The 24,487-nt window shown below is 64.5% G+C and carries 23 protein-coding genes; 15 read left to right on the forward strand and 8 right to left on the reverse strand.

From position 1 onward, the window contains the following. Nucleotides 1–7 precede the first annotated feature (7 nt). The 5 genes from NX782_RS08175 to NX782_RS08195 all read right to left on the reverse strand — a co-directional run bounded on the left by NX782_RS08175 (nt 8) and on the right by NX782_RS08195 (nt 4,695). Nucleotides 8–1,540, reverse strand: coding sequence for an FAD-dependent monooxygenase (locus tag NX782_RS08175; RefSeq protein WP_258844949.1), 1,533 nt, complete (start codon nt 1,538–1,540; stop codon nt 8–10). Further along, nucleotides 1,537–1,998, reverse strand: coding sequence for a DUF6691 family protein (locus NX782_RS08180; RefSeq protein ID WP_258844950.1), 462 nt, complete (start codon nt 1,996–1,998; stop codon nt 1,537–1,539). The genes NX782_RS08175 and NX782_RS08180 overlap by 4 nt, the downstream gene beginning before the upstream one ends. A 1-nt stretch (nt 1,999) precedes the next feature. Next, nucleotides 2,000–2,434: a YeeE/YedE family protein gene (locus NX782_RS08185; protein WP_258844951.1), complete on the reverse strand. Its 435-nt coding sequence runs from the start codon at nt 2,432–2,434 to the stop codon at nt 2,000–2,002. Nucleotides 2,435–2,533: 99 nt separating this feature from the next. Continuing rightward, the gene (locus NX782_RS08190; protein WP_258844952.1) at nt 2,534–3,328 is read right to left on the reverse strand and encodes an OBAP family protein; all 795 of its coding nucleotides are present in this window, start codon (nt 3,326–3,328) and stop codon (nt 2,534–2,536) included. A 56-nt stretch (nt 3,329–3,384) separates the two neighbouring features. Continuing rightward, nucleotides 3,385–4,695: a hemolysin family protein gene (locus NX782_RS08195; protein ID WP_258844953.1), complete on the reverse strand. Its 1,311-nt coding sequence runs from the start codon at nt 4,693–4,695 to the stop codon at nt 3,385–3,387. A gap of 136 nt (nt 4,696–4,831) precedes the next feature. Here NX782_RS08195 and NX782_RS08200 point away from each other — a divergent pair, with 136 nt between their 5' ends. After that, nucleotides 4,832–5,713 carry a hypothetical protein gene (locus tag NX782_RS08200; protein ID WP_258844954.1) on the forward strand — a complete coding sequence of 294 codons (882 nt, stop codon included), beginning with the start codon at nt 4,832–4,834 and terminating at the stop codon, nt 5,711–5,713. A gap of 19 nt (nt 5,714–5,732) precedes the next feature. Here the strand turns inward: NX782_RS08200 and hmgA are convergent, their stop codons facing one another. Continuing rightward, nucleotides 5,733–7,013, reverse strand: coding sequence for a homogentisate 1,2-dioxygenase (hmgA, locus tag NX782_RS08205; RefSeq protein WP_258845014.1), 1,281 nt, complete (start codon nt 7,011–7,013; stop codon nt 5,733–5,735). 129 nt (nt 7,014–7,142) lie between these two features. On the opposite strand from hmgA, the gene NX782_RS08210 reads away from it, so the two are divergent. The 6 genes from NX782_RS08210 to NX782_RS08235 all read left to right on the forward strand — a co-directional run bounded on the left by NX782_RS08210 (nt 7,143) and on the right by NX782_RS08235 (nt 13,358). Further along, a complete protein-coding gene (locus NX782_RS08210) occupies nt 7,143–8,048 on the forward strand; it encodes a LysR family transcriptional regulator (RefSeq protein WP_258844955.1) in 906 nt (301 codons plus the stop codon). Between the two features lie 38 nt (nt 8,049–8,086). Beyond that, entirely contained in the window at nt 8,087–9,166 is a 1,080-nt protein-coding gene (gene hppD, locus NX782_RS08215; protein WP_258844956.1) for a 4-hydroxyphenylpyruvate dioxygenase, read from the forward strand. A 188-nt stretch (nt 9,167–9,354) separates the two neighbouring features. Next, nucleotides 9,355–9,738, forward strand: a complete 384-nt coding sequence (locus NX782_RS08220; protein WP_258844957.1) for a hypothetical protein — start codon at nt 9,355–9,357, stop codon at nt 9,736–9,738. Nucleotides 9,739–9,787: 49 nt separating this feature from the next. Next, nucleotides 9,788–10,156, forward strand: a complete 369-nt coding sequence (locus NX782_RS08225; protein ID WP_258844958.1) for a CidA/LrgA family protein — start codon at nt 9,788–9,790, stop codon at nt 10,154–10,156. Continuing rightward, entirely contained in the window at nt 10,149–10,889 is a 741-nt protein-coding gene (locus tag NX782_RS08230; RefSeq protein WP_258844959.1) for an LrgB family protein, read from the forward strand. The genes NX782_RS08225 and NX782_RS08230 overlap by 8 nt, the downstream gene beginning before the upstream one ends. A gap of 84 nt (nt 10,890–10,973) precedes the next feature. Beyond that, on the forward strand, nt 10,974–13,358 hold the full coding sequence (locus NX782_RS08235; protein ID WP_258844960.1) for a sensor domain-containing protein: 2,385 nt from the start codon (nt 10,974–10,976) through the stop codon (nt 13,356–13,358). A gap of 122 nt (nt 13,359–13,480) precedes the next feature. Here the strand turns inward: NX782_RS08235 and NX782_RS08240 are convergent, their stop codons facing one another. After that, a complete protein-coding gene (locus NX782_RS08240) occupies nt 13,481–14,059 on the reverse strand; it encodes a hemerythrin domain-containing protein (protein WP_258844961.1) in 579 nt (192 codons plus the stop codon). Between the two features lie 461 nt (nt 14,060–14,520). Here NX782_RS08240 and NX782_RS08245 point away from each other — a divergent pair, with 461 nt between their 5' ends. Both NX782_RS08245 and NX782_RS08250 read left to right on the forward strand, forming a co-directional pair. After that, nucleotides 14,521–15,435 carry a manganese catalase family protein gene (locus NX782_RS08245; RefSeq protein ID WP_258844962.1) on the forward strand — a complete coding sequence of 305 codons (915 nt, stop codon included), beginning with the start codon at nt 14,521–14,523 and terminating at the stop codon, nt 15,433–15,435. Nucleotides 15,436–15,535: 100 nt separating this feature from the next. After that, nucleotides 15,536–16,423, forward strand: a complete 888-nt coding sequence (locus NX782_RS08250; protein WP_258844963.1) for a ZIP family metal transporter — start codon at nt 15,536–15,538, stop codon at nt 16,421–16,423. A 346-nt stretch (nt 16,424–16,769) separates the two neighbouring features. Here NX782_RS08250 and NX782_RS08255 read toward each other — a convergent pair whose 3' ends face one another. Further along, nucleotides 16,770–18,116, reverse strand: coding sequence for an MFS transporter (locus NX782_RS08255; RefSeq protein ID WP_258844964.1), 1,347 nt, complete (start codon nt 18,114–18,116; stop codon nt 16,770–16,772). A gap of 163 nt (nt 18,117–18,279) precedes the next feature. Here NX782_RS08255 and cyoA point away from each other — a divergent pair, with 163 nt between their 5' ends. From cyoA to NX782_RS08285, 6 genes are read left to right on the forward strand one after another with little or no spacing between them, the layout of a single operon-like run. Next, entirely contained in the window at nt 18,280–19,302 is a 1,023-nt protein-coding gene (gene cyoA / locus NX782_RS08260) for a ubiquinol oxidase subunit II (RefSeq protein WP_258844965.1), read from the forward strand. A gap of 2 nt (nt 19,303–19,304) precedes the next feature. Continuing rightward, nucleotides 19,305–21,308, forward strand: coding sequence for a cytochrome o ubiquinol oxidase subunit I (gene cyoB, locus NX782_RS08265; RefSeq protein WP_258844966.1), 2,004 nt, complete (start codon nt 19,305–19,307; stop codon nt 21,306–21,308). Then, entirely contained in the window at nt 21,301–21,936 is a 636-nt protein-coding gene (gene cyoC, locus NX782_RS08270; protein WP_258844967.1) for a cytochrome o ubiquinol oxidase subunit III, read from the forward strand. Before cyoB ends, cyoC begins: the two co-directional genes overlap by 8 nt. Then, nucleotides 21,933–22,352 (forward strand): cytochrome o ubiquinol oxidase subunit IV, encoded by a 420-nt coding sequence (cyoD, locus tag NX782_RS08275; protein ID WP_258844968.1) that lies wholly within the window; start codon nt 21,933–21,935, stop codon nt 22,350–22,352. Before cyoC ends, cyoD begins: the two co-directional genes overlap by 4 nt. Continuing rightward, on the forward strand, nt 22,353–23,174 hold the full coding sequence (locus tag NX782_RS08280) for an SURF1 family protein (RefSeq protein ID WP_258844969.1): 822 nt from the start codon (nt 22,353–22,355) through the stop codon (nt 23,172–23,174). Beyond that, nucleotides 23,158–24,465, forward strand: a complete 1,308-nt coding sequence (locus NX782_RS08285) for an ATP-binding protein (RefSeq protein WP_258844970.1) — start codon at nt 23,158–23,160, stop codon at nt 24,463–24,465. Before NX782_RS08280 ends, NX782_RS08285 begins: the two co-directional genes overlap by 17 nt. Nucleotides 24,466–24,487: the final 22 nt, after the last annotated feature.

The following is a 24,487-nucleotide window of genomic DNA, read 5'->3' on the forward strand; positions in this document are numbered from 1 at the left end:
GCCCGGCTCAGTCCGAGGTGAAGCGCCGGTAGCCGATGCCCTCCAAATAGTCGCGCAGCGCGTCCGGCTTGCCGGCGCCATCGGCGGTGGCCAGATAGCCGTCCGGGCGCACCAGGTAGGCGGCGCCGCGCGCAAAGCCAGCGTGCTCGTGCGCACGCTCCCAGTCGAACACGCGCAGTTGCAGACCGTGCCGGTGGCACCAGCTGGAGAGTACCTCGTCCGCCTCGCCGTACACATGCACTTGCCAGTCGAGCTTGCCGGTCGGCGCATAATTGTCGGCGCTCGCGCCGGCCGCCCAGGGCAAGCGGTCGCCGCCCTTGAGCTTGCCGGCGCCGGCGCCGCTGAGCGGGCTGCCGTGGTAGTTCAGCATGCACTGGGATACCAGCCTGAACATGAATTCCTTGACCGCATCCACGCTATAGGCCGCGCTGACGAAGAGCGGCGCGATCCGGGTGCGGACGAAATTCGCGAAGTTGCCTTCGGCAGACACGAAGGTAAAAACACGGTCGGTGGTCTCCACCAGCTTGTGGGCAAAGGCCAGGCGTTCGCTGTCGTAGCTGTCGAGCAGCTTGTCGTCCGCCTCGCCGCGCAGCACCGCCTTCAGCTTCCAGGCCAGGTTGATGGCATCGCCGATGCCGGTATTCATGCCCTGGCCGCCGGCCGGGCTGTGGATGTGGGCGGCATCCCCCAGCAGGAATACGCGGCCGTGGCGGAAATGCGCGGTCAGCCGGTGGTGTACCTTGTAGGTCGAGAACCAGTTGACCTCGTCGATCTGCAGGCCCAGGCCCTGGATCGCGCGCCCGCGCACGTCGTCGAAGCCCAGCGCTTCCGGGTGCGCGGCGCGCTCGTCGCGGATCGTGCCGATCAGGCGCGCACTGCCGTCGTCCGAGTAGGAGAACAGGGCCAGGAAGTCGGCGTCGTCCAGCGAGATGTGGATCTGCCCGTCGGCTTGCCTGCCGCGCACGCGCACGTCGGCCACGTAGAACAGCTGGTCGTAAGTGCCGCCCTCGAAGCTGGCGCCGAGCCGGTGCCGGACCAGCGAGTGCGCGCCGTCGCAGCCGGCCAGGTACAGCGCTTCGCAGGTTTCCTCCTTGCCGCCGGGCCCGCGCAGGCGCAGCTCGACGTGACCCTCGTGCGGGCTGAAGTCCAGCAGCTCGGTGTCGCGCTCGACCTGCACGCCCATGTCCTCGAGCTGCGCGATCAGCAGGCGCTCATGCCGATCCTGCGGATACATCAGCACGAAGGGGTAGGGCGTCAGCCCGGCGCCGGCGTCGCCGAAGGACACGTGGGCGCGGCGTTGGCCCTTGACCCAGAGGCTGATGCCAGGGTTGATGTGGCCGGCTTCCACGACATGCTCGGCCAGGCCGATCTGCCGGTACAGTTCCAGTGTGCGGGCCTGCACCGCCACCGCGCGCGAGCTGGTACCCGGGCCGGCGGTCTTGTCGACGATGCGCACGTTCACGCCCTGGCGCGTCAGGAACAGCGCCAGCACCAGGCCGGTGGGTCCGGCACCGGCGATCAGGACCTCGGTGCGGGTCATGGCAGCTCCGTCGCCGCTTGCGGGTGGCCGCGCGCGGCGCGCCAGGCGGCGACGCGCTCGACCGACTCGAACAGCACCATCCCGGCGATCATGGCCGCCACGAACAGCAGCGTCGGCCAGCCGCCGACGCCCAGGCTGGCAAGCGCCGGGCCCGGGCAGTAGCCGACCAGGCCCCAACCCACGCCGAAGCTGATGCTGCCCGCCACCAGCCGGGCGTCGATGTGCTTCGCGCTGGGCAGGTGGATGCTGCCGCCGAACACAGTGCGGGCGCGCGCCCCGCCGACCCGGAAGGCGATGGCGGCAACCAGGATCGCGCCGATCATCACGAGGGCCAGCGACGGGTCCCAGCGCCCGGCGATGTCGAGGAAGGCCAGCACCTTGGCCGGGTTGGTCATGCCCGAGAGGATCAGGCCGGAGGCGAACAGCAGGCCGGCGACGAAGGCGCTTACCAGTGGCATCTCATCCTCCCAATACGTGACGCGCCACGAAAACGGTGGCGAAGCCGGCCAGCATGAAGCACAGCGTCGCCACCAGCGAGCGCGGCGACAGGCGGGCGATGCCGCACACCCCGTGGCCGCTGGTACAGCCGGAACCGAAGCGGGTGCCGAGTCCGACCAGCAGGCCGGCAATCGCCAGCAGGCCGGGGGAATGGTCGATCTGGGCCGGCGGCATGGCTTGCATCGCCAGCCAGACCAGAGGCGCGGCGAACAGGCCGAACAGGAAGGCCAGGCGCCAGGCGATGTCGCCGCGCGCTGGACGCAGTAGCCCACCCGCGATGCCGCTGATGCCGGCGATGCGGCCGTTGGCCAGCAGCAGGAGGGCGGCGCCGAGCCCGATCAGCAGGCCGCCGCCCAGCCCGGCCAGTGGCGAAAAGTGGATCCAGTCGATGTGCATGCCGACGTCTCCTCCTGCTGCTTGTCCCAGTTTCATTCTGGCAGGTGAACCGAGGGTGTCAAGTAGCCGCAGCGGGCGGCGCCGGGCCGCCTGGCGTTCTCAACGCGCCGGCTGCGCGCCGCCCGCCCGGCTGTCGGTCACCCCGGGAATGTCATGCGAAGCGCGGCCGAACTTGCCTTTCAGGTCGTCCACGCCCGATTGCGGCTTGGCCAGCTTGACCAGGTCGGCGCGCTTCTTGCGCTTCTCGGCGGTCTTGATTTTCAGGCGCGTGTCGCGTTCTTCCTGGAGGTTGGGCAGCATTTCGCCGTCCCGGTTGAAGGACCAGGCCAGCATGACCGGTCCCAGCGGCAGGCTATCGCCGGACTTGCCGTTGGCGCCGGTGTTCCACACGTGCCAGGTCTTGCCGTAGCTGTTCATCTTTTTCTTCATCAGCTCGTGCTCGGCGGTGTCGGGGATGCCGGGCGCGACCAGCTGGCCGCTCAGGATTTCGCCGTTGTGCGGGTGCCAGAAGCGGCGCTCTTCTTCGGGCAGGGTGTTGAACAGTTTTTCCGAGATGATGTATTCGATGCCGTTCAGGTTGGCACCGGTAGTGTTGCCGTCAAACAGGGTGCACTGGGCGAAGTCTTCGTTGACCTGCTTGCAGAAATGGTGGGCCTCGACCTGCATCTCGGGATGGTCCTTCATCGGATGGAAGCCGTTCAGGTAGACGTCGAATTTTGCCAGCGGGGCGCTGCGCTGCAGCAGCTTGGCACCGGCTTCGAGGGCGCGTGTCTTGGGCGCCTTGGCTTCCCCGGGCGGGGCGACCTGCGGCTTGCTGTCCTGGGCCGCTGCCGTCAGGGCCGTGACCGAGAAAGCCGTCGCGAGGACGGCGGCAATACACCTGGCTGTATGCATGTGGACTCCTTGAACGTTCAAGAATAGACCGGCCGCGGTGCGCCGCGGTTCCGGCATCAGGCAGCGGCCTCCTTGACCGGTATCACCATCAGGCGGTCGATCCGGTTGCCGTCCATGTCGGCCACCTCGAAGCGCCAGCCTTCCCAGTCGAGGATTTCGCCGGGTTTCGGGATATAGCCCAGCTGGTAGAGGATGAAGCCGGCCAGCGTGTGGTAGGCGTCGTTGTCTTCGTCGGGGAAGCGCAGCGGCGCGCCGGTCAGGTAGCGGAAGCGGTCCAGCACCATGCTGCCGTCCATGTACCAGCTGCCGTCCTCGCGCTGCACGGCGTCGGGCGCCTCGTCGTCTTCCTCCGCCGGCACTTCGCCGACCAGCGCGGTCATGACGTCGGTGAGGGTGATCATGCCCTGGATCTCGCCGTATTCGTCGACCACCATCGCCAGTTCGGCATGGTTCTTCTTGAGCTGCTCGAGCAGGTCGATCGCGCTCACCGATTCCGGCACGTAGAGCGGGGCGTCGATTTCGGCTTCGATGTCGATGGCTTGCAGCGACCCCTTGCGGATGGCCTGGCGGAACAGGTCGCGCGCATTGACGATGCCCAGCACCTGCGAGCGGTCGCCGCGGTAGACCGGAAAGCGCGCATACGGAATCTCGGCCAGGCGCGCCAGGTTCGCTTCGAGCGGTTCGCCGAGGTCCAGGAATTCGAGGTCGACGCGCGGCGTCATCAGGGCCCGCAGGTGCCAGTCGTCCAGGCGCAGGGCGCGCGCGGCGATGTCGTATTCGGCCTTTTCGAACACGCCGGCATCGGTGCTCTCCTTGATCATGCCGGTGACTTCTTCCTCGGTCGGCGTTTCGTCCTTGTGGTGGCGCATGCCGAGCACGCGCATGATGGCGTCGGTGGTCAGCGACAGCAGCAGCACGAAGGGGTGCATCAGGCGCGACAGCGTGCGCATCGGGCGCGCGACGCGGCTGGCCAGAAATTCCGGATAGAGGATGGCGATGCGCTTGGGCACCAGTTCGCCCAGCACGATGGACACGAAGGTGATCGCGACCACCACCACCGTCAGCGCGACGGGGCGGGTCCAGGCTTCGGGGATGCCGATGCCGGCGAGGCTGGGCGCCAGCCGTGCCACCAGCGAGGCTTCGCCGAAGGCGCCGGTGAAGATGCCGATCAGGGTGATGCCGACCTGGACGGTGGACAGGAAGCGGCTGGGGTCGTCGGCCAGCTTGATCGCGGTCCTGGCGCCGCCGCTGCCGTCGAACGCCATCTTTTCGAGGCGCAGGCGCTTGGCGGAGACCACGGCCAGTTCCGACATCGAAAAAATGCCGTTAAGAAGAATAAGGACAAGAATAATGATGATATCGGCCATGCGGTTCCTGTTTGGTTGTCAGCCTATCATCGCACGCCGGGCAAGCCCGCGCCAACTGGCACACGATTCAGCGGCCAGCGGCGCATTGAAATCGTGATAATCCGCGCATTTTTATATATTGCAAAAGAGTACATTCATGAGTGGTTTCTTCCAAAACACGACAGGGAGTACATCGATGCAAGCAATGAATGATGACGACACGCCAAGCTTTGCCCAGGTGTTTTACGAGGACAAGGCAATTGCCTTCGTCTTGAACAGTTTGCGGGATGCCACAAGCTTGTGGGCCGCCTCATCCTTATTTAATGAAACGGTGCTGCTGAACGAGGTTGCCGAAGCCCTGAGCAAGATTGGGAAAGAAAAATGCCCGTCGCAAAATTATCCCGAGATACAGGTGTCGACGGAGCGGGCCATTCTTGACAAGGCCGCTGGCGATAACAGCGACATGTTCGGCGCAGACCTTGGGCTGAGCTTGTCGATGTACGAGGACGACGAGTTGATCAAGCAAAGGACAGCATTGTTTCAGCTGAAACTTGGGGAGCGAGCCGGAACGGAGACGAAGTACAAGCTGGATGTGCGCCAGGTGTATAACTCCGGACACAACAAACATGCGGCAGACCGCTGGTTCATGGCCGTATGCGAAACATCGCATGGCGTATGGAGCTTCGGTACGGCCCGGCAGATCGGAAGCCGGCTGCAGGAAGATCAGTTGTCCAAGGTTCAATACGCGACCAGTGAGGACCGTGTCGTCGTCCTGCGAGTGGCTGACGACTGGTGGTCGATTTCGCAATGGATCGGTGACTGGCTTGCCGGCGCGATCGGACGCGACAGCGACCTTTCCGATCCGAACCGCATCGAAATGCTGATCGAAAAAGTGCGACAGCGCGAAGCCGCGAAGAAAAAAGGCCAGGACATCGGCTACGAGTTCGAGCGGCAGTTTGCTGCGGAAGGCGCCTTCCTGCCGCGCGTCTACCTGGACGTGCGCGTCAAGTCCGTGAAGGCCAGGCCGCGCCAGGACTGAGCTTGTCCTGGTCCGCGCTTCACGGCCGGCCGGGATCGAAATGCTTGCCGATCCCGGCCCAGCAATCCTGGTAATTGGCCTGCAGCTGCGGCGAGTTCAGCGCGTATTCGGTCGCCGCGATCGGGGTGCGCGTCTCGAACATGAAGGCCATGGTGTCGAGTACCTTGTGCGGCTTGCTGGTGTCCGCGCTGCTGGCCTTGTCGAAGGTGGCGGCGTCCGGGCCGTGGCCGCTCATGCAATTGTGCAGGCTGGCGCCGCCGGGCACGAAGCCTTCGGCCTTGGCGTCGTAGGCGCCGTGGATCAGGCCCATGAATTCGCTGGCGACGTTGCGATGGAACCAGGGCGGGCGGAAAGTGTCTTCGCCGACCAGCCAGCGCGGCGGGAAGATCACGAAGTCGAGGTCGTCGACGCCCGGCGTGCTGGTCGGCGAATGCAGCACCAGGAAGATCGACGGGTCCGGGTGGTCGTAGCTGATCGAGCCGATGGTGTTGAAGTGGCGCAGGTCGTATTGATAAGGGGCGTAATTGCCGTGCCAGGCCACCACGTCCAGCGGCGAGTGCTTGATAGGCGCGGCCCACAGGCGGCCGCCGAACTTGGCGACCAGTTCGAACTCGCCTTCGATGTCTTCATAGCGTGCCACCGGCGACAGGAAGTCGCGCGGGTTGGCCAGGCCGTTCGAGCCGATCGGCCCCAGGTCCGGCAGGCGCAGCAGGGCGCCGAAGTTCTCGCAGACATAGCCGCGCGCCGAACCGTCCGGCAAATCGACGCTGAAGCGCATGCCGCGCGGGATCACGGCGATCTGCTGCGGTTCCACTTCCACCAGGCCCATCTCCGTGGCAATCGACAAACGGCCCTGCTGCGGCACGATCAGCAGTTCGCCGTCGGCCGAGTAGAAATAGCGGCCGGTCATCGGCCGGTTGGCGGCATATAGATGGATCGCGCAGCCGGCCATGCTTGCCGGCGAACCGTTGCCGGCCATGGTCACCAGGCCGTTGACGAAGTCGGTCGGCGCATCCGGCATCGGCAGCGGGCTCCAGCGCATCTGGTTGGGCGAGGGCGGCAGCTGCTCGAAGCTGGCCGCGATGCGGGTCTGCGCCAGCGGCACGAAGCTGCCGTGCATCGCCGCCGGACGGATGCGGTAGAGCCAGGAGCGGCGGTTGTGGCTGCGCGCCGCGGTGAAGGCGGTGCCGGAGATCTGTTCGGCATACAGGCCGTAGGCCACGCGCTGCGGCGAATTGCGGTGCGCGGGCAGGGCGCCGGGCAGGGCTTCGGTGGCGAACTCGTTGGCGAATCCGGACATGTATCCGTGGGTCAAGACTATCTCCAGTGCGATGGTGGTGTTTTTTCCACTGTAGAGGAGAGCGGGAAATTTTACGAGATGAATATAAAAATGTAGACTATTCAGGATATCAATAAGACTATCGAGTCCATGATCGAACCGTCTAGCATCGACCTGAACCTGTTGTCCGTGTTTCAGGAGGTGTACCGCGAGCGCCAGATTTCCGCTGCCGCGCGCCGCCTCGGCCTGACCCAGTCCGCCGTCAGCAATGCGCTGGCGCGCCTGCGCCGCACCTTCGGCGACGAATTGTTCGTGCGTACCGCGCACGGCATGCAGCCGACCCCGCTGGCGCAGCAGATGGCCGAGCCGATCGGCGCCGCGATGGCGCAAGTGGCGCTGGCGCTGAGCCAGCGCAGCCGTTTCGAGCCGGCCAGCAGTACGCGCCGCTTCACGCTGGCGATGACGGACGTGGGCGAGGTCTACTTCATGCCGGTGCTGATCGAGCGCTGCCGGGGCCTGGCCCCCGGCGTGGAAATCGCGTCGGTCCGCGCCAACGCGCTGAGCCTGAAGGACGACCTGGAGACGGGCAGGGTGGACCTGGCGATCGGCGCCTTCGAGGAGGTGTCGGAAGCCTTCTACCAGCGCCAGCTGTTCCGGCAGCCTTTCGTCAGCATGTTCCGCAAGGGGCATCCGCTGGCGACCGGCAGCGTGGACCTGGCGCGCTTCGTGCAGGCGACGCACCTGATCGTGGACGCGGCCCAGAGCCCCTACGACAGGATCAACGTGCTGCTCGAGAAGGCTGGGGTCACGGCCCAGGCAAGATTCAGGGTGCCGCATTTCACCGCGGTGCCGTATATCGTGAGTACGAGCGATCTGGTGGTGACGGTGCCGCAGAAGCTCGCCGAAAGTGCCGCAGGCCCGTTCGGACTGAAGTGGATCGAACCGCCGCTGCAGCTGCCGACGCTGCAGACGAACGTGTTCTGGCACCGGCGTTTCAACCACGACCCCGGCATCCAGTGGCTGCGGGGGCTGATCGCCGACGTGTTCGCCGAGTAGTGAAGCAAGACACAACTAATGAGATAGAGGACAAGACAATGGCTGACCTGTTTGACAATCCGATGGGCCTGATGGGCTTCGAGTTCGTGGAATTCGCGTCCCCGGAGCCGGGCACGCTGGAGCCGATCTTCGAGAAGCTGGGCTTCACCAAGGTGGCCGTGCACCGCTCGAAGGACGTGGTGCTGTACCGCCAGGGCGAGATCAACTTCATCGTCAACAACGAGCCGAAGAGCGCCGCCGCCTACTTCGCGGCCGAGCACGGCCCGTCGGCTTGCGGCATGGCATTCCGGGTCAAGGATGCGCACAAGGCCTACGCCCGTGCGCTGGAACTGGGCGCGATCCCGATGGACATCCCGACCGGCCCGATGGAGTTGCGCCTGCCGGCCATCAAGGGCATCGGCGGCGCGCCGCTGTACCTGATCGACCGCTTCGAAGACGGCAAGTCGATCTATGACATCGACTTCGAATGGGTCGAGGGTGTCGAGCGCCATCCGAAGGGCCATGGCATGCAGATCATCGACCACCTGACCCACAATGTCTACCGCGGCCGCATGAGCTACTGGGCCGGCTTCTACGAGAAGCTGTTCAACTTCCGCGAGATCCGCTACTTCGACATCCAGGGCGAGTACACCGGCCTGACCTCGAAGGCGATGACCGCGCCGGACGGCAAGATCCGCATCCCGCTGAACGAAGAGAGCCAGAGCGGCGGCGGCCAGATCGAGGAATTCCTGCTGAAGTTCAACGGCGAAGGCATCCAGCACATCGCCCTGCTGACCGACGACATCTTCGCCTGCGTCGACGGCCTGCGCGCCGCCGGCATCCCGCTGATGACGGCGCCGCCGGAAACCTATTACGAGATGCTGGAAGCGCGCCTGCCGGGCCACGGCGAAGACGTGGACGCCCTGAAGATGCGCGGCCTGCTGGTGGACGGCAAGATCGAGGGCGACTCGAAACGTCTGCTGCTGCAGATCTTCTCGGAAAACCAGCTGGGCCCGGTGTTCTTCGAGTTCATCCAGCGCAAGGGCGACGAGGGCTTCGGCGAAGGCAACTTCAAGGCCCTGTTCGAATCGATGGAGCGCGACCAGCTCAAGCGTGGTGCGCTGAAGACTGCCGCCTGAAGGACCGCTGCCCAAGCCCGTTTCCACTTAGGCTTTTCAGTCTGTTATTATCCGCTACCGAAAGTGTTGCATGCGCACCGCATACGTGCACTTTCGGTAGATTCTCGCGCCGTTGACGCGCAATCCCGTCCTCTCTCCGCCTAAAATTGCCGTGTGGAATCTCTCCACGCAACCCACACGACAAGACCATGTATCCTGCACACCGGCTCGCGCCTTGCGCAGCCCTGTTGCTGGCGGCTTGCGCGCCGCTTGCCCACGCCATTGACGCCAACCAACCGAACGGTCCGTATGCCGCCGCCTTCGAATCCGCCGTCGTGCCGGCTCCGCTGAGCGCGCGCGTGGCCGGCAGCGCCAAGGGCGTCTGGAATCGACGCGGCCTGGCCGCCGGCCTCAGCACCAAGCTGGAAGGCGGCTGGACCGTCGCCGTCAACCTCACCCGCGCGATCGGCGGCGCTGGCGGCACCAGCAACTACGACCGCTACAGCACTGGCAACGTGCGCGCCGACGGCCGGCCTTGGCCCACCAGCCCTGGGCGCCGCGCCATCGTGCTGAGCCTGACTCACCGCTACTGATACTTCTGCTATCCTTGCCGGATCGATATGTGCCGATTCGGAGGAAGTCTTGCTGCAAGCGTTTGCCGTCCTGCTGGTGTTCCAATGCCTGGGCGAAGGCCTGGTGTTCTTGTTCGGCTGGCCGGTGCCCGGCCCCGTGACCGGCATGCTCCTGTTGCTGGCAGCCCTGGTGGCCGTGCCGCGCCTGCAGGACGTCGTCGAGTCCGGCGCCAGCGAGCTGCTGCGCCATCTGTCCCTGCTGTTCGTACCGGCCGGCGTCGGCATTGTGGTGGCCGCCTCCAGCGGCAGCGGGCAGTGGCTGGCGATCGCGGCGTCGGTGGTCGCCAGCACCCTGGTCACGTTGGCGGTCACGGCCCTGGTGCTGCAGGGCCTGATGCCACGCAAGCCGTCCGCGAAGGAAGAGGGCGGCCATGTTTAATTTTGAGGAACTCACCCACTTCTGGGTCTACCTGTCGGCCTCGCCGTTGCTGGGCCTGACGCTGACCCTGTGCGCCTATGTATTCGCGCACTGGGTCTACGTGCGCTGCGGCTTGTCGCCGCTGGCCAACCCGGTGTTCATCGCGATTGCCCTGATCAGTCTGGTGCTGGTGGCGAGCGGCATGTCTTACCAGCGCTATTTTGCCGGCGCCCAGTTCGTCCACTTCCTGCTGGGCCCGGCCACCGTGGCGCTGGCGGTGCCGCTCGCACGCCAGGTGCCGCGTCTGCGGCGCAGCCTGTTTCCACTGGCCTGCGCGCTGGTCTGTGGTTGCGCGGCGGCCATCGTTACCGCGGTCGTGGTCGCGATCCTGCTGGGCGCCTCACCGGAACTGGCGCGCACCATCGCGCCGAAGTCGGCCACCACGCCGATCGCAATGGCGGTATCGGAGCACCTGGGCGGCATCCCGGCGTTGACGGCGGTGCTGGTGATCGGCACCGGGATCTTCGGCGCCATCACCGCGCGCTTTTTGCTGAACGCCTTGCGGATCGAATCGCATGCGGCGCGCGGTCTGGCGCTGGGCGTGGCCGCGCACGGCATCGGCACCGCGCGCGCCTTCCAGGTGAGTCCGGAAATGGGTGCTTACGCCGGTCTCGGCATGGGCTTGAATGGCGTCCTGACCGCGCTGCTGGCGCCGTGGCTGGTCCCCATGATTCTGAGGTGGATGGGGCACTAGGTTTCCAGAACAAGGTATCGCGCGACAACACCAGCGATGCGGCGTATGATGATCTTTCCAGCATGACTGGAACTGGAGGACAAGTTGAACCTCTCGCCACTGCCGCTTGCTGTCTTCGTTGCCGACGCCGACGGTGCCATCACCAGCTGGAACCGGGCCTGCGAGAAGCTTGCCGGCTACACCGCCGACGAGATGCGCGGGCGCACGCTGGCCGACCTGGTCGAATTCGAAGACAGCGCCGGCAAGCAAGCCGCCATCCAAGCCCGCGTCGACACCGACAGCCTCGCCAGCCTGGTCTGCGCCGATGGGCGCCGCATCTCGGTGCGCGTCACGGTGGCGCCGCAATCCCTCGATCCCGAACAGCCGGGCAGCTTCAGCGTGATCGTGGTGCCGAGGGCGGGCACGGCGCCGTCGCGCTATGCGCTGATCCAGGATCTACCGGTCAACGACATCATCGAAGGGCTGCCCTGCGTGTTCTACGTGATCGACCAGAGCGGCCGGCTGCTGCTGTGGAACCGCCAGCTCGAGGAAGCGCTGGAGATGCCCAGCGAAGACCTGCCGACGGTCGAGGTCAAGTATTTCTTCGACGAAGCCCACCGCGCCGAGACCGTGCAGAAGATCCTCGAAGCCTTCGAAACAGGAAGCGCCTGGCACGAGGCGGAGCTGGTCGGGCGCCGCGGCAAGCGTACGACGTACCTGTTCCAGTGCGCGCGCACCAGCGTCGGCAGCCTGCCCTGCGTGTTCGGGACCGGGGTCGACATCACCATGCGCAAGCAGGCCGAGCATGTGCTCAAGGTCCATGAGCGCGCCATCTTCGCCAGCGTGAACGCGATCTGTATCACCTGCTGCGACGGCCCCGACAACCGCATCGAGTACGTCAATCCGGCCTTCGAGCGCATCACTGGCTATACGCTGGCCGAGATCAAGGGCCGCGATCCGCGCTTCATGCGCATCGAGGGCTGCGATACCGAGGAACAGCAGCGCATCCACGACGCCCTGGCGCATCGGCAAAGCGTGCGCGTGGTGCTGCGCAACGCCCGCAAGAATGGCGAGATGTTCTACAACGACCTGCGCATCGATCCGGTGATGAACGTGAACGGCGAGGTCACCCACTTCGTCGCCGTGATCAACGACGTGACCGAGGCGCGGCACTACGAACGGCGCCTGCACCACCTGGCCCACCATGACCCGCTGACCGGCCTGGCCAACCGCACCCTGCTGCAGGAGCGCCTGAAGCAGGCAATCCAGTTCGCGCTGCGCAACCGGATGATCGGGGCGCTGGCCTTCCTGGACCTCGACAACTTCAAGCACATCAACGACAACCTGGGCCATGACGTCGGTGACGCCGTGCTGCGCGAGATCGCCCTGCGCCTGCGCGCCAACATGCGCGAAGAGGACACGGTGGCGCGGGTCGGCGGCGACGAATTCGTGCTGGTTATCAACGACCAGAACAGCCCCGAACAGGTCGCCGACCTGGTCGAGCGCATCCGCCGCAGCGTCGCCGGTCCGGTCGAGGTGGACGGCAAGGAGATCGTGGCCGGGACCAGCATTGGCGTGGCGCTGTTCCCGCGCGACGGCAACACGGTCGACAAGGTGATGCGTGCGGCCGACGCCGCCATGTACCACGCCAAGAGCCTGGGCAAGAACAACTGCCAGTTCTACTCGAACGAATTGAACCGCATGGTGCACGAGCACCTGCTGCTGGAGGCCAGCCTCGGTCGCGCGATCGGCAACCGCGAGATGGTGCTGGGCTACCAGCCCAAGGTGGACCTGCGCAGCGGCCGCATGATCGGGGCCGAGGCCCTGGTGCGCTGGAACCACCCGGAACACGGCCTGATGGGACCGGATTCCTTCATTCCATTGGCGGAGCAGACCGGCCTCATCGTGCCGCTCGGCGAATGGGTGATCGACGAAGCCTGCCGCGCGCTCAAGGCCTTGACGATGTTGGGCGTGGAAGATTTCGTGATCTCGGTGAACCTGTCCTTGCGCCAGCTGCGTCAGCGCCAGTTCGTCGACCGCCTGGGCGACAGCCTGCGCCGGCACGCGGTGCCGCCATCCTGCCTGGAGCTGGAGGTGACCGAGAGCCTGCTGATGGAAAGGCCGGACGAAGCCAAGGCGGTGATGGCGCGCCTGAAAGCGCTGGGCGTGCAACTGTCGATCGACGATTTCGGCACCGGCTATTCAAGCCTGAGCCAGCTGCAGGCCTTCCCGGTCGACCACATCAAGATCGACCGCTCCTTCCTCGGCGGCAAGGTCGACAACGGCCACGGCGTGATCACGCGTGCCATCATCGCTCTTGGGCACAGCCTGCAGCTGAAAGTGATCGCGGAAGGGGTCGAGACCCGCGAGCAGCTGCTCTTCTTGCGCAACAACGATTGCGACCAGATGCAGGGCTACTATTTCAGTCCGGCGCTGTCGGAGCAGGGATTGGCGGACATGCTGCACCGCGGCGTCACCTTACAGGCTTGAGCGCGGGGCTGGAATAGGGAGCCCGCCACCGCGCAGCAACGCGGAGGCGGGCAGTGGCACGGTGCTTGCGCACGTGCCGGGGGAGCGCAAACGGCGAGGCCGCTGCGGATAACAGTTGTCGATCAGCTCGGCTTACGGGTGAAGGCGCGGGCCGCGAACAGTGCGCCGGCCACGCCCATAACCACGGCGGCGGTGCTGCCGGAGAAGCCGACGGCGGTATTCTTGGCGATCTTGCCAGCCTTCGGCGTCACCAGTTCCAGGCGGCGCTTGGTCATCTGGGTGCCCAGTTCCGACAGGCGTTCCTTGCTGAGGCTCTGCTCGGCTTCCGGCAGCAGCACGGTTTCCTCGTCGGCAACGTGGTGCTGGACGTCGCGCATCAGTTCGAACACCAGTTCGTCGTGGCGGGCGTCGCGCGGGTCGGTGCGGCGCAGTTCGGCGATGATGCTGCGCATTTCCATGTGCTCCGGCTCGCTCTTTTCCATGACTTTCTGGTCATGGGCGCGCGGGCGCATCACCGGATAGAAGATCTCTTCTTCCAGCGTGGCGTGGATTTCCAGGGCGTCGCAGATGGTTTCTGCCAGTGCCTTCTTGACGCTCGGGCGCTTGTCGCGGGTGTACTGGTGGAAAGTCACCATCACGTGCGAGTGATCGAATCGGATCATGTCGGTGATGGACGGGCTTAGTTTTTTCAGAGAAAACATCTTCTTCTCCTGTCGTTGTAGTCGGATAGACAAATGTTAGTGCGCACGCCGTGGCTGCCGCGTAGGAGCGCAACTCTAGTGTCTGTCGGTGGATGCCGCACGGTTTGGCGCGGACAGGCCCGCACTCTCTTCATCAAAATCCATGCGCGTCAAGAGCGCCGGCATGCAGATTGCTGGAACTTATGCAAGTAACTAGGTCATCGTCAAGCACGCTATCGCACCGATAGTCTGTATCTATTAAAAGCTTTTATTGCACCAGAACATTGCTATTGGTTTACATCAACAGGATGTCGCTTCTAGTCCTACACAGACACGGCGAACATGCTGATTACTGGTCCATGCAAGCCTGCGATCATGAGTCATGGTCAGTCGAGCAACAGCGCGGCTGTCAGGCTTTCAGGCGCGCCGGTAAGGCAAGACGCAGTCCGGCGCATCAAACCAATATCATCGGAGGACAAGGAATGTTTGCACACAACAAACGTCTGCAGTACACCGTACGGGTCAGCGAACCGAATCCGGGTCTCGCCAATCTCATGCTGGAACAGTTCGGCGGTCCGCAGGGCGAACTGGCCGCGGCCATGCGCTACTTCACGCAAGCCGTCAGCGAAGACGATCCGGGCCGTAAGGACATGCTGTTCGACATCGCCACCGAAGAACTGAGCCACCTCGAGATCATCGGCCACATCGTCGCCATGCTGAACAAGGGCGCCAAGGGTGAACTCGCCGAGGCTGCCGACAGCGCTGCCGAGATGTACCGCAAGATCAATGGCGCCGGTAACGATAGCCACGTGACCCAGGTGCTGTACGGCGCCGGTACGCCGCTGATCAATTCCGCAGGCGTGCCCTGGACCGCGGCCTACATCGACACGATCGGCGAGCCGAGCGCCGACCTGCGCTCGAACATCGCGGCCGAGGCGCGTGCCAAGATCGTCTACGAACGCCTGATCGCCTGCACCGACGACCCGGGCGTGAAAGAGGCGCTGACCTTCCTGATGACGCGCGAAATCGCCCACCAGAAGTCCTTCGAAAAGGCGCTGTACTCGATGAACCCGAACTTCCCGCCGGGGAAACTGCCGGGCGACCCGCGCTTTGCCGACACCTATTTCAATATGTCGCAGGGTCCGGGCGAAATGCGCGGTTCCTGGAACCAGGGCGAGAAATGGGACTTCGTCACCGACCGCGAGAAGCAGATGGCGGTCGACGGCGGCTCGGGCGAGGCCGAAGTCAGGCTGCCGGCCAAGGATATCGACATCCTGAAGGCGCTCACCACCCGCACCATGTCGGACCCGTCCATCGACCCGCCGACCGGCGCCGAGCTGGGCATGGGCAACCAGACCATGGCCGACGGTGCAACGGTACAGGGCAAGGGCAAGTAATTGCCGAATATATGGCAATTACGCGGCAGGCCTGAGCACTGACCGCTGGCGCCGTGCAGCTTGATCGCTGCGCGGCGCCTGTTGTTACAAGAAAGATTGCATGAATACCCAAGTCATCCGCAGCATTACCCCACGCAAGGCGATCGGCCTCTTCATATGCGGCCTGGGCTGTGTCCTGCTGTTATCGAAACTGTTCGGCGAGCTGCTGCATGGGGCGTCGAACCTGCGCGCCGCGCTGATCGGCGGCGGCACCGCGGCGGCGGCGACCGCGCTGGGCACCCTTCCGGTGCTGCTGTCGCAGAATTTTTCGAAGCGGACCTACGACTGCTTCCTTGGTTTCGGCGCTGGCGTCATGCTTGGCGCTACGTCCTTTTCGCTGGTGATCCCGGCGCTGGCCGCGGCCAAGTCCGGCGGCGCTGGCAACTGGGGCGCCAGCCTCAGCGTCGGTGCTGGCATCATGCTGGGCGCTGGCCTGCTGCTGGTACTCGACCGGCTCATCACCACCGACAACATCCTGCAGCCAGCCGACACCCATAACGCCGCCTCGCTCAAGCGCGCCTGGCTGTTCGTGTGGGCGGTGGCCCTGCACAACCTGCCGGAAGGCCTGGCGATCGGCGTGGCCTATGCCGGGGTCGACCTCGGCAAGGCCAATTCCCTGGCCACCGGCATCTCGATCCAGGACGTGCCCGAGGGCCTGGTGGTGGCGCTGGCGCTGCGCACCGTGGGCTACAGCCGTGGCGTTTCGACGCTGCTGGGCGTCGCCTCTGGCTTGATCGAGCCGGTGGCGGCGGTGCTCGGCGTCGCCCTGATCGGCATCTCGGCCGGCCTGTTGCCCTTCGCCCTGGCCGCGGCGGCAGGGGCGATGCTGTTCGTGATCGCCAACGACGTGGTGCCGGAATCGCACCAGAACGGCCACGGCACCTGGGCCAGCGTGGCGCTGATCTTCGGTTTCATCCTGATGACGGTGCTCGATACCGCGCTCGGCTGACGCTGCGCGCGCTGCCGATCGAAGGCGCTCAATTGCACCGCGTAGCCGCGTAAACGGCCGAGTTGCGCTGCCTGTCGCTCAAGGACAGGGCTGCGCTTCGGAGCGCGGCTTCAGCGTCGCTTCGCTCTGCTGGAATACGAATTCACGCTTTTCAAGCCGTGGCAGGAGTTGGGCGAGGGTGACTGGAACGGCCATGATCAGAAAATTTAGTTTTCCTGAAGCTACATTATCAATTCGCGGCTATACTGCAAAGCGGGCATCGAGCGATTGCCCGGAAATGCGTGAACAAGCAAAAAAAGCCCCGGCGTCGGCCGGGGCGCAAGCTCTGCTGCTTCCTACTTTATCCTCAGTTCCGGATTTCCAGCGCGCGGTTCACACTCAGTGCCGCCAGGGTGCCGAGGGCGCCCGACAGCAGGTAGAGGCTGACGTAGCCGAGACCGTAGTTGGCGGCCAGGCCCAGCGCGACCAGCGGCGCAAAAGCGGCGCCCACCAGCCAGGCAAGGTCCGAGGTCAGCGCCGCGCCGGTGTAGCGGAACTCCGGCAGGAAGTTGGAGGTCACGGCGCCGGCAGCCTGGCCATACGACAGGCCGAGCAGCAGGAAACCGAGCAGGATGAAGGTGTTCTGGCCACCGGCGCCGCCGTCCATCAGGGTCGGCACAAAACCCGAGAACAGGGCGATCAGGATCGCCACGGTGCCGAGAGTGTTGCGGCGCCCGAATTTATCGGCGATCAGGCCGGAGGCCAGCACGCCGACGATGGCCAGGCCGCCGCCCATTACCTGCACCAGCAGGAAGTCGGACATCGAGCGGGTGTCGTAGAGCTGGATCCAGGACAGCGGGAACACGGTCACCAGGTGGAACAGCGCATAGCTGGCCAGCGCGGCGAGGGCGCCCAGCAAGATGGTGCTGCCTTGCTTGCGGCTGACTTCCAGCGGGCTTACCGGGTCCAGCTGGTGCTCGTCCAGCAGGTGGGTGTAGTCCGGCGTCGAGACCAGGCGCAGGCGGGCGAACAGCGCGACTACGTTGATGGCAAAGGCCACGTAGAAGGGGAAGCGCCAGCCCCAGACCAGGAAATCGTCCTGCGTCAGCTCGGACATCAGGTAGGAAAATACGCCAGCGGCGATGATAAATCCGGCCGGTGCGCCAAGTTGCCCCAACATCGCGTACCATCCGCGCTTGTGCTCCGGGGCGTTCAGGGCCAGCAGCGATGGCAGGCCGTCCCAGGTTCCGCCGAGCGAGAAACCCTGGCCCAGGCGCAGCACCGCCAGCGCGATGATCGACCACTCGCCCCAGCGTGAATAGGTGGGGAGGGCGGCCACGGCGACGGTGGCGCTGCCCAGCATGAACAGCGCGATGGTCAGTTTGATCTCGCGGCTGAAGTGGCGCTGGATGGACATGAAGACCACCGTGCCGATCGGCCGCGCGATATAGGCGAGAGCGAAGATGGCAAACGAATACAGCGTCCCTTCGAGGCGGTCGGCGAACGGGAAGAACACCGCCGGGAACACGAGCACCGAAGCGATCGCGTAGACGAAGAAGTCGAAATACTCGGAAGCGCGGCCGATGACCACGCCGACGGCGATATCGCCGGGAGAAATGGCGGTGTCGCGGGCGTTGATGTTGCGGGCGCCGCTGTGAGGGGCGGTGATCGGCGAGGCTGCTGCGTCGCCGTAGGTCGTTGTGTTCTGCTGCATATTTCGTCTCCTGTAGTCTTCGACAACCGGGCTGGAACCCTTCGGGATGAAACGTCAACAACAAAAAAAGCGCGAAGGGTGGGACAAAACGTCCAATCGCCAAACGTGCACCGTTGGCGTTACATTAGCATGTTATCTTTCCCATGTAACGTAAAACACAAGCATGATTCCAAAGACCGTAAGTCGAGGATTGTGGCTTACCCCTCTGTTGGCGGCCCTTGCCGGCTGCAACACCGTGGTACTCAATCCCTCCGGCGACATCGCCAAGCAGCAGGCGCATCTGATCATCATCTCGGTGATCCTGATGCTGTTGATTATCGTTCCGGTGATGTTCCTCATCATCCTGTTCGCCCGCAAGTACCGCGCCAGCAATACCACGGCCGCGTACGAGCCGGACTGGGACCACTCGACCAAGCTCGAACTCGTGATCTGGGGCGCGCCCCTGCTGATCGTGATCGTCCTCGGCCTGGTGACCTGGATCTACACGCACAAGCTCGACCCCTACCGTCCGCTCGACCGCCTCGACGAGCACCGTCCGATTCCGGCGTCGGCCAAGCCGCTGGTGGTGCAGGCCGTGGCGATGGACTGGAAATGGCTGTTCATCTATCCGGAGCAGGGTATCGCGACGGTCAATGAACTGATCGTGCCGGTCGACGTGCCGCTGCGCTTCAAGGTCAGTGCGACGTCGGTGATGAATGCGTTCTACGTGCCGGAACTGGCAGGCATGGTGTACGGTATGCCGGGCATGGAGATCACCCTGAACGCGGTCCAGAACCGTCCGGTCACCTCGTTCGGCATCTCGTCGAACTACAGCGGCGCCGGCTATTCGGACATGAAGTTTGCCTACCGCGGTGTCGCGCAGGGCGATTTCGACACCTGGGTGCAGTCGGTGAAGGCAGCCGGCGGCGGCAAGCTGGACAAGGCTAACTACCTGGTTCTGGAAAAGCCGAGCATCAAGGATCCGGTGCGCCGCTGGGGCGCCGTCGACGAGGACCTCTACTATCGCATCCTGAACCGCTGCGTCGCTGACGGCGTCGTTTGCCAGGACAAGATGATGATGGACGACGCACGCAAGGCGCGCGAGATGGCCCTCAACAAGATGCCTCAACACGCGGCAGCGACCCGCCTGGCCCAGGCCAACGGCGAGGTTTGCACCACGCCCGATGAAACTGTGAAGAAGAAGTAATCATGCACGAGCAATTTGACTTAATGAAGTTGATCTTCGGTCGGCTCAGCTGGGAAGCGATTCCCTACCACGAGCCGATCCTGATCGGTACCTTTGCCATGGTGGTGCTGGGCGGCCTCGTCGTCCTCGGCGCCATCACGAAATTCAAGCTGTGGGGCTATCTCTGGAAAGAGTGGTTCACCAGTATCGACCACAAGAAGATCGGTATCATGTACATGATCCTCGGTCTGATCATGTTCCTGCGCGGCTTTGCCGACGCGCTGATGATGCGCGCCCAGCAGGCGTTCTCCTTTGGCGATTCGCACGGCTTCCTGCCGCCGCACCACTACGACCAGGTCTTCACCGCCCACGGCGTGATCATGATCTTCTTCGTCGCGATGCCGCTGGTGACGGGTCTGATGAACTACGTCGTGCCGCTGCAGATTGGCGCACGCGACGTCGCTTTCCCGTTCCTGAACAACTTCTCGTTCTGGATGACCACCATGGGCGCGCTGCTGGTGATGGCTTCGCTGTTCGTCGGCGAATTCGCCCGCACCGGCTGGCTGGCTTTCCCGCCGCTGTCCGGCATCCTGGCCAGTCCTGACGTCGGGGTCGACTATTACATCTGGTCATTGCAGATTGCCGGTGTCGGTACACTGCTGTCGGGTATCAACCTGGTGGTCACCATCGTCAAGATGCGCGCCCCGGGCATGGACCTGATGAAGATGCCGGTGTTCACCTGGACCGCGCTGTGCACCAACATCCTGATCGTGATGGCCTTCCCGATCCTGACCGCCACCCTGGCGATGCTCGGCCTGGACCGTCTGTTCGACACCCACTTCTTCACGAACGAACTGGGCGGCAACGCCATGATGTACGTGAACCTGATCTGGATCTGGGGCCACCCGGAGGTGTACATCCTGATCCTGCCGGCCTTCGGTATCTTCTCGGAAGTCGTTGCGACTTTCTGCAGCAAGCGTCTGTTCGGCTACACCTCGATGGTCTACGCGACCGTCGTGATCATGGTCCTGTCCTACCTCGTGTGGCTGCACCACTTCTTCACGATGGGCTCGGGCGCGAGCGTGAACTCGTTCTTCGGCATCACCACGATGATCATCTCGATCCCGACCGGCGCCAAGATCTTCAACTGGCTGTTCACCATGTACAAGGGCCGCATCCGCTATGAACTGCCGATGATGTGGACCGTGTCCTTCATGATCACCTTCATCATCGGCGGCATGACCGGCGTGATGCTGGCGGTCCCGCCGGCCGACTTCGTGCTGCACAACTCGCTGTTCCTGATCGCCCACTTCCACAACGTCATCATCGGCGGCGTGCTGTTCGGCCTGTTCGCTGGTGTGAACTACTGGTGGCCGAAGATGTTCGGCTTCCGTCTGGACCGTAAATGGGGCGTGCGTTCGTTCTGGCTGTGGTCGGTCGGCTTCTGGATTGCCTTCACCCCGCCGTACATCCTGGGCTTCATGGGCGTGACCCGCCGTCTGAGCCACTTCGAAGATCCGTCGATCCACTGGCTGTTCCAGGTTTCGCTGGTCGGTACCCTGATGATCGCGCTGGGCATCGCCTGCATGATCATGCAGTTCGCCGTGTCGATCATGAACCGCAAGGCACTGCGCGACGTCACCGGCGACCCGTGGAATGGCCGTACCCTGGAGTGGGCCACCTCGTCGCCGCCGCCGGACTACAACTTCGCGTTCACCCCGGTGGTGCATGACAACGACGCCTACGCCGACATGAAGAAGGCCGGCTACAAGCGTCCGCTGAGCGGTTTCGTGCCGATCCACATGCCTGCCAACACCTGGGCCGGTCCGGTGATCCCGTTCGTGACCTTCGTGCTCGGTTTCGGCATCATCTGGCACATGTGGCTGCTGGTGGCCGTCGCCTTCGTCGCGACCGTCGCCGTGACCATCTACCACACGTTCAACTACAAGCGCGACTTCTACATCCCTGCGGAAGAAGTGGCACGTACGGAAGAAGCCCATACCCGACTGCTGGAATCCCATGTCTGACATTCATACCAACACCGTCAGCGCCACCGGCGCCGACATCAGCTCGCGCTATTACGCGGTCGAGCATCACCCGGAAAACGGCACCCTGCTGGGCTTCTGGATCTACCTGATGAGCGACTGCCTCATCTTCGCCTGCCTGTTCGCGACCTACGCTGTCCTGGGCCGCAACTACGCAGGCGGACCGTCCGGCGCCGAGATCTTCGACCTGCCGCTGGTGGCCCTCAACACGGCCTTCCTGCTGCTGTCGTCGATCACCTACGGCTTCGCGATGCTGGCCGCAGCGAAGAAGAACCTGAAGGGCACCCAAGTCTGGCTCGCCATCACCGGCGTGCTGGGCGCGTGCTTCCTGTACCTCGAGCTGTACGAGTTCTCGCACCTGATCCACGAGGGCTTCGGCCCGTGGCGCTCGGGCTTCCTGACCGCGTTCTTCTCGCTGGTCGGTACCCACGGCCTGCACGTGACCTTCGGTATCGTGTGGCTGGTCACCTTGATGTTCCAGCTTGGTAAGCATGGCATCAACGGCGCCAACTACCGTCGCCTTTCCTGCCTGTCGATGTTCTGGCACTTCCTGGACGTCATCTGGATCGGCGTGTTCACCTATGTTTATCTGATGGGAGTTCTGCCATGAGCGATCACCACACCGCACACGCTCACGGCCACGGTCACGGCCATGGCATCGACCACGACGACCACATGGAAGCCCACGGCAGCCTGAAGGATTACTCGATCGGTTTCATCCTGTCGGTGATCCTGACCGCGATCCCGTTCTGGCTGGTGATGACCCACCAGCTGCCGGCCGGCACCACCAAGTTCGTGATCCTCGGCTTCGCGGCCGTCCAGGTTGTCGTGCACATGATCTACTTCCTGCATATGAACTCGAAGTCCGAGGGCGGCTGGAACATGATGGCGCTGATCCTCACCGCGATCCTGCTGTTCATCGTCCTGAGCGGCTCGATCTGGGTCATGTACCACATGAACGCCAACATGATGCCGCACATGATCAACGAGGGTAATTCCGTGCATGGCATGCACGACATGCAGTAAATGGCAGTAAGCGATCCAGCAGCAGTCGGGGGCAGTCCGAAACGCGCCCCGCGTGTCATCCTGGCAGCCCTGGCGCTGCTGCTGATCGCGCTGTTCGCGGGTCTGGGGACCTGGCAGGTGATACGCCTGCAATGGAAACTGGACCTGATCGCACGCGTCGAACAACGCGTGCACGCCGCACCAGCCGCGCCGCCCCCTAGCGCGCGCTGGCATGGCATCACCGCCGAATCCGACGAGTACCGCCGCGTACAGGTCGCCGGCACTTATCTCTACGAATACACGACCCCGGTCCAGGCGCTCACCGAGCTGGGCAGCGGCTATTGGCTGCTGACGCCCCTGTGCACCACCGACGGTCACGTTATCCTGGTCAACCGCGGCTTCATCGCCGCCAGTCCGGGCGCACGCACGCGCTACCAGGCGCGCAAGTCCGAAGGCTATCCCTGCGCCACCAACGCCGGCGGCGCGGTGCAGCTGACCGGCCTGCTGCGCACCAGCGAACCGAAGGGCTTCTTCCTGCGCACCAACGACCCGGCCGCGAACCGCTGGTATGCGCGCGACGTGGCGGCCATCGCCGCCGCGCGCGGCCTGCCGGCCGAGCTTACCGCGCCTTATTTCATCGATGCCGCCGCCAACCAGAACCCGGCCGGCTCGCCGGACCAGCCGCAGGGCGGGCTCACGGTGGTGAAGTTCAACAACAGCCACCTGGTGTATGCCGTCACCTGGTATGCGCTGGCCCTGATGGTGGCCGCCGGATGGTGGTGGGTTACGCATCGCGGCGGCGCGCCGTCCGCCGGAACCGGAACCGATGAGCACGACGACTGAGGTCCTGAAGAACACCGCGGCCGACGTCGAATACGTCGCCGGCCACAAGAACATGCTGCAGCTGATCGAGCTGCGCTGGATCGCCGTCATCGGCCAGATCACCACCATCGCCGGCGCCATCCTGGTGTTCGACGTGCGGCTGCCGCTGGTGCAGATGCTCGAGGTGCTGGCCTGCCTGATCGCCTTCAACGTCGCCAGCCACCTGCGGTGGCACGAACACCGGCCGGTCACCAACAACGAACTGTTCCTGGCGCTGCTGGTCGACGTCGCCAGCCTGACCATGCAGCTCTATCTGTCGGGCGGCACCACCAATCCTTTCGCCTTCCTCTATCTGCTGCAGGTGATCCTGTCGGCGGTGCTGCTGGAAGCCTGGTCGACCTGGACCATCGTCGGCATCACGCTGGCCTGCCTGGCCGGGCTGTCGGCCTTCGCCAAACCGCTGCCGCTGCCGTTCGACCACGCGCGCGGCATCTCCAGCCTCTACGTGCAGGGCATGCTGATCTGCTTCGTGCTGAACGCGGCGCTGCTGGTGGTCTTCATCTCGCGCATCACGAACACGCTGCGCGGCAAGGCGGCGCAACTTGCCGACCTGCGCCAGCGCGCCGCCGAGGAAGAGCACATCGTGCGCATGGGTCTGCTGGCCTCGGGCGCGGCCCACGAATTGGGCACGCCGCTGGCGACCCTGTCGGTGATCCTGGGCGACTGGAAGCGCATGCGCGAATTCAAGGAAAACCCGGACCTGATCGAAGAGATCGCCGAGATGCAGGCCCAGCTCAAGCGCTGCAAGTCCATCGTCAGCGGCATCCTGCTGTCGGCCGGCGAGGCGCGCGGCGAATCGGCGGTGCGCACCACCATCCGCAGCTTCATGGACGAGCTGGTCGACGAGTGGCGGCAGAGCCGGCCCGTGCGCGAGTTCGCTTACGTGAACCGTATCGAGAAAGACCGGCCGGTGGCCTTCGATTCGGCCCTCAAGCAGATGATCGACAATGTGCTGGATAATGCGCTGGAGGCCTCGCCCGACTGGGTCGGGCTGGAGGCGAGCGTCGAGGACGGCACGCTGCTGCTGTCGGTGACCGACCGCGGCCCCGGTTTCGCGCCCGGCATGCTGAGCCAGTTCGGCAAGCCCTACCACTCCACCAAGGGCCGGCCGGGCGGTGGCCTCGGGCTGTTCCTGGTGGTGAACGTGGCGCGCACCCTGGGTGGGACCGTCTCGGCCCGCAACCTGCCGCAGGGAGGGGCCGAAGTGCGTCTGACGCTGCCTTTGACGTCGATCGCGCTGGAGAACGAATGAACGACAACGATAACGACAACAC

Source organism: Massilia norwichensis (assembly GCF_024753245.1).
GTDB lineage: Bacteria > Pseudomonadota > Gammaproteobacteria > Burkholderiales > Burkholderiaceae_D > Telluria > Telluria norwichensis.

Coding starts and splice junctions, on each gene's coding strand:
- NX782_RS08185 (WP_258844951.1), bottom strand. CDS start 2,434: ATGCACATCGACTGGATCCACTTTTCGCCACTGGCCGGGCTGGGCGGC.
- NX782_RS08210 (WP_258844955.1), top strand. CDS start 7,143: ATGATCGAACCGTCTAGCATCGACCTGAACCTGTTGTCCGTGTTTCAG.
- NX782_RS08285 (WP_258844970.1), top strand. CDS start 23,158: ATGAGCACGACGACTGAGGTCCTGAAGAACACCGCGGCCGACGTCGAA.
- NX782_RS08200 (WP_258844954.1), top strand. CDS start 4,832: ATGAGTGGTTTCTTCCAAAACACGACAGGGAGTACATCGATGCAAGCA.
- cyoC (WP_258844967.1), top strand. CDS start 21,301: ATGTCTGACATTCATACCAACACCGTCAGCGCCACCGGCGCCGACATC.
- NX782_RS08280 (WP_258844969.1), top strand. CDS start 22,353: ATGGCAGTAAGCGATCCAGCAGCAGTCGGGGGCAGTCCGAAACGCGCC.
- cyoA (WP_258844965.1), top strand. CDS start 18,280: ATGATTCCAAAGACCGTAAGTCGAGGATTGTGGCTTACCCCTCTGTTG.
- hppD (WP_258844956.1), top strand. CDS start 8,087: ATGGCTGACCTGTTTGACAATCCGATGGGCCTGATGGGCTTCGAGTTC.
- NX782_RS08255 (WP_258844964.1), bottom strand. CDS start 18,116: ATGCAGCAGAACACAACGACCTACGGCGACGCAGCAGCCTCGCCGATC.
- NX782_RS08230 (WP_258844959.1), top strand. CDS start 10,149: ATGTTTAATTTTGAGGAACTCACCCACTTCTGGGTCTACCTGTCGGCC.
- NX782_RS08190 (WP_258844952.1), bottom strand. CDS start 3,328: ATGCATACAGCCAGGTGTATTGCCGCCGTCCTCGCGACGGCTTTCTCG.
- NX782_RS08220 (WP_258844957.1), top strand. CDS start 9,355: ATGTATCCTGCACACCGGCTCGCGCCTTGCGCAGCCCTGTTGCTGGCG.
- cyoD (WP_258844968.1), top strand. CDS start 21,933: ATGAGCGATCACCACACCGCACACGCTCACGGCCACGGTCACGGCCAT.
- NX782_RS08245 (WP_258844962.1), top strand. CDS start 14,521: ATGTTTGCACACAACAAACGTCTGCAGTACACCGTACGGGTCAGCGAA.
- cyoB (WP_258844966.1), top strand. CDS start 19,305: ATGCACGAGCAATTTGACTTAATGAAGTTGATCTTCGGTCGGCTCAGC.
- NX782_RS08180 (WP_258844950.1), bottom strand. CDS start 1,998: ATGCCACTGGTAAGCGCCTTCGTCGCCGGCCTGCTGTTCGCCTCCGGC.
- NX782_RS08195 (WP_258844953.1), bottom strand. CDS start 4,695: ATGGCCGATATCATCATTATTCTTGTCCTTATTCTTCTTAACGGCATT.
- NX782_RS08250 (WP_258844963.1), top strand. CDS start 15,536: ATGAATACCCAAGTCATCCGCAGCATTACCCCACGCAAGGCGATCGGC.
- NX782_RS08175 (WP_258844949.1), bottom strand. CDS start 1,540: ATGACCCGCACCGAGGTCCTGATCGCCGGTGCCGGACCCACCGGCCTG.
- hmgA (WP_258845014.1), bottom strand. CDS start 7,013: ATGTCCGGATTCGCCAACGAGTTCGCCACCGAAGCCCTGCCCGGCGCC.
- NX782_RS08240 (WP_258844961.1), bottom strand. CDS start 14,059: ATGTTTTCTCTGAAAAAACTAAGCCCGTCCATCACCGACATGATCCGA.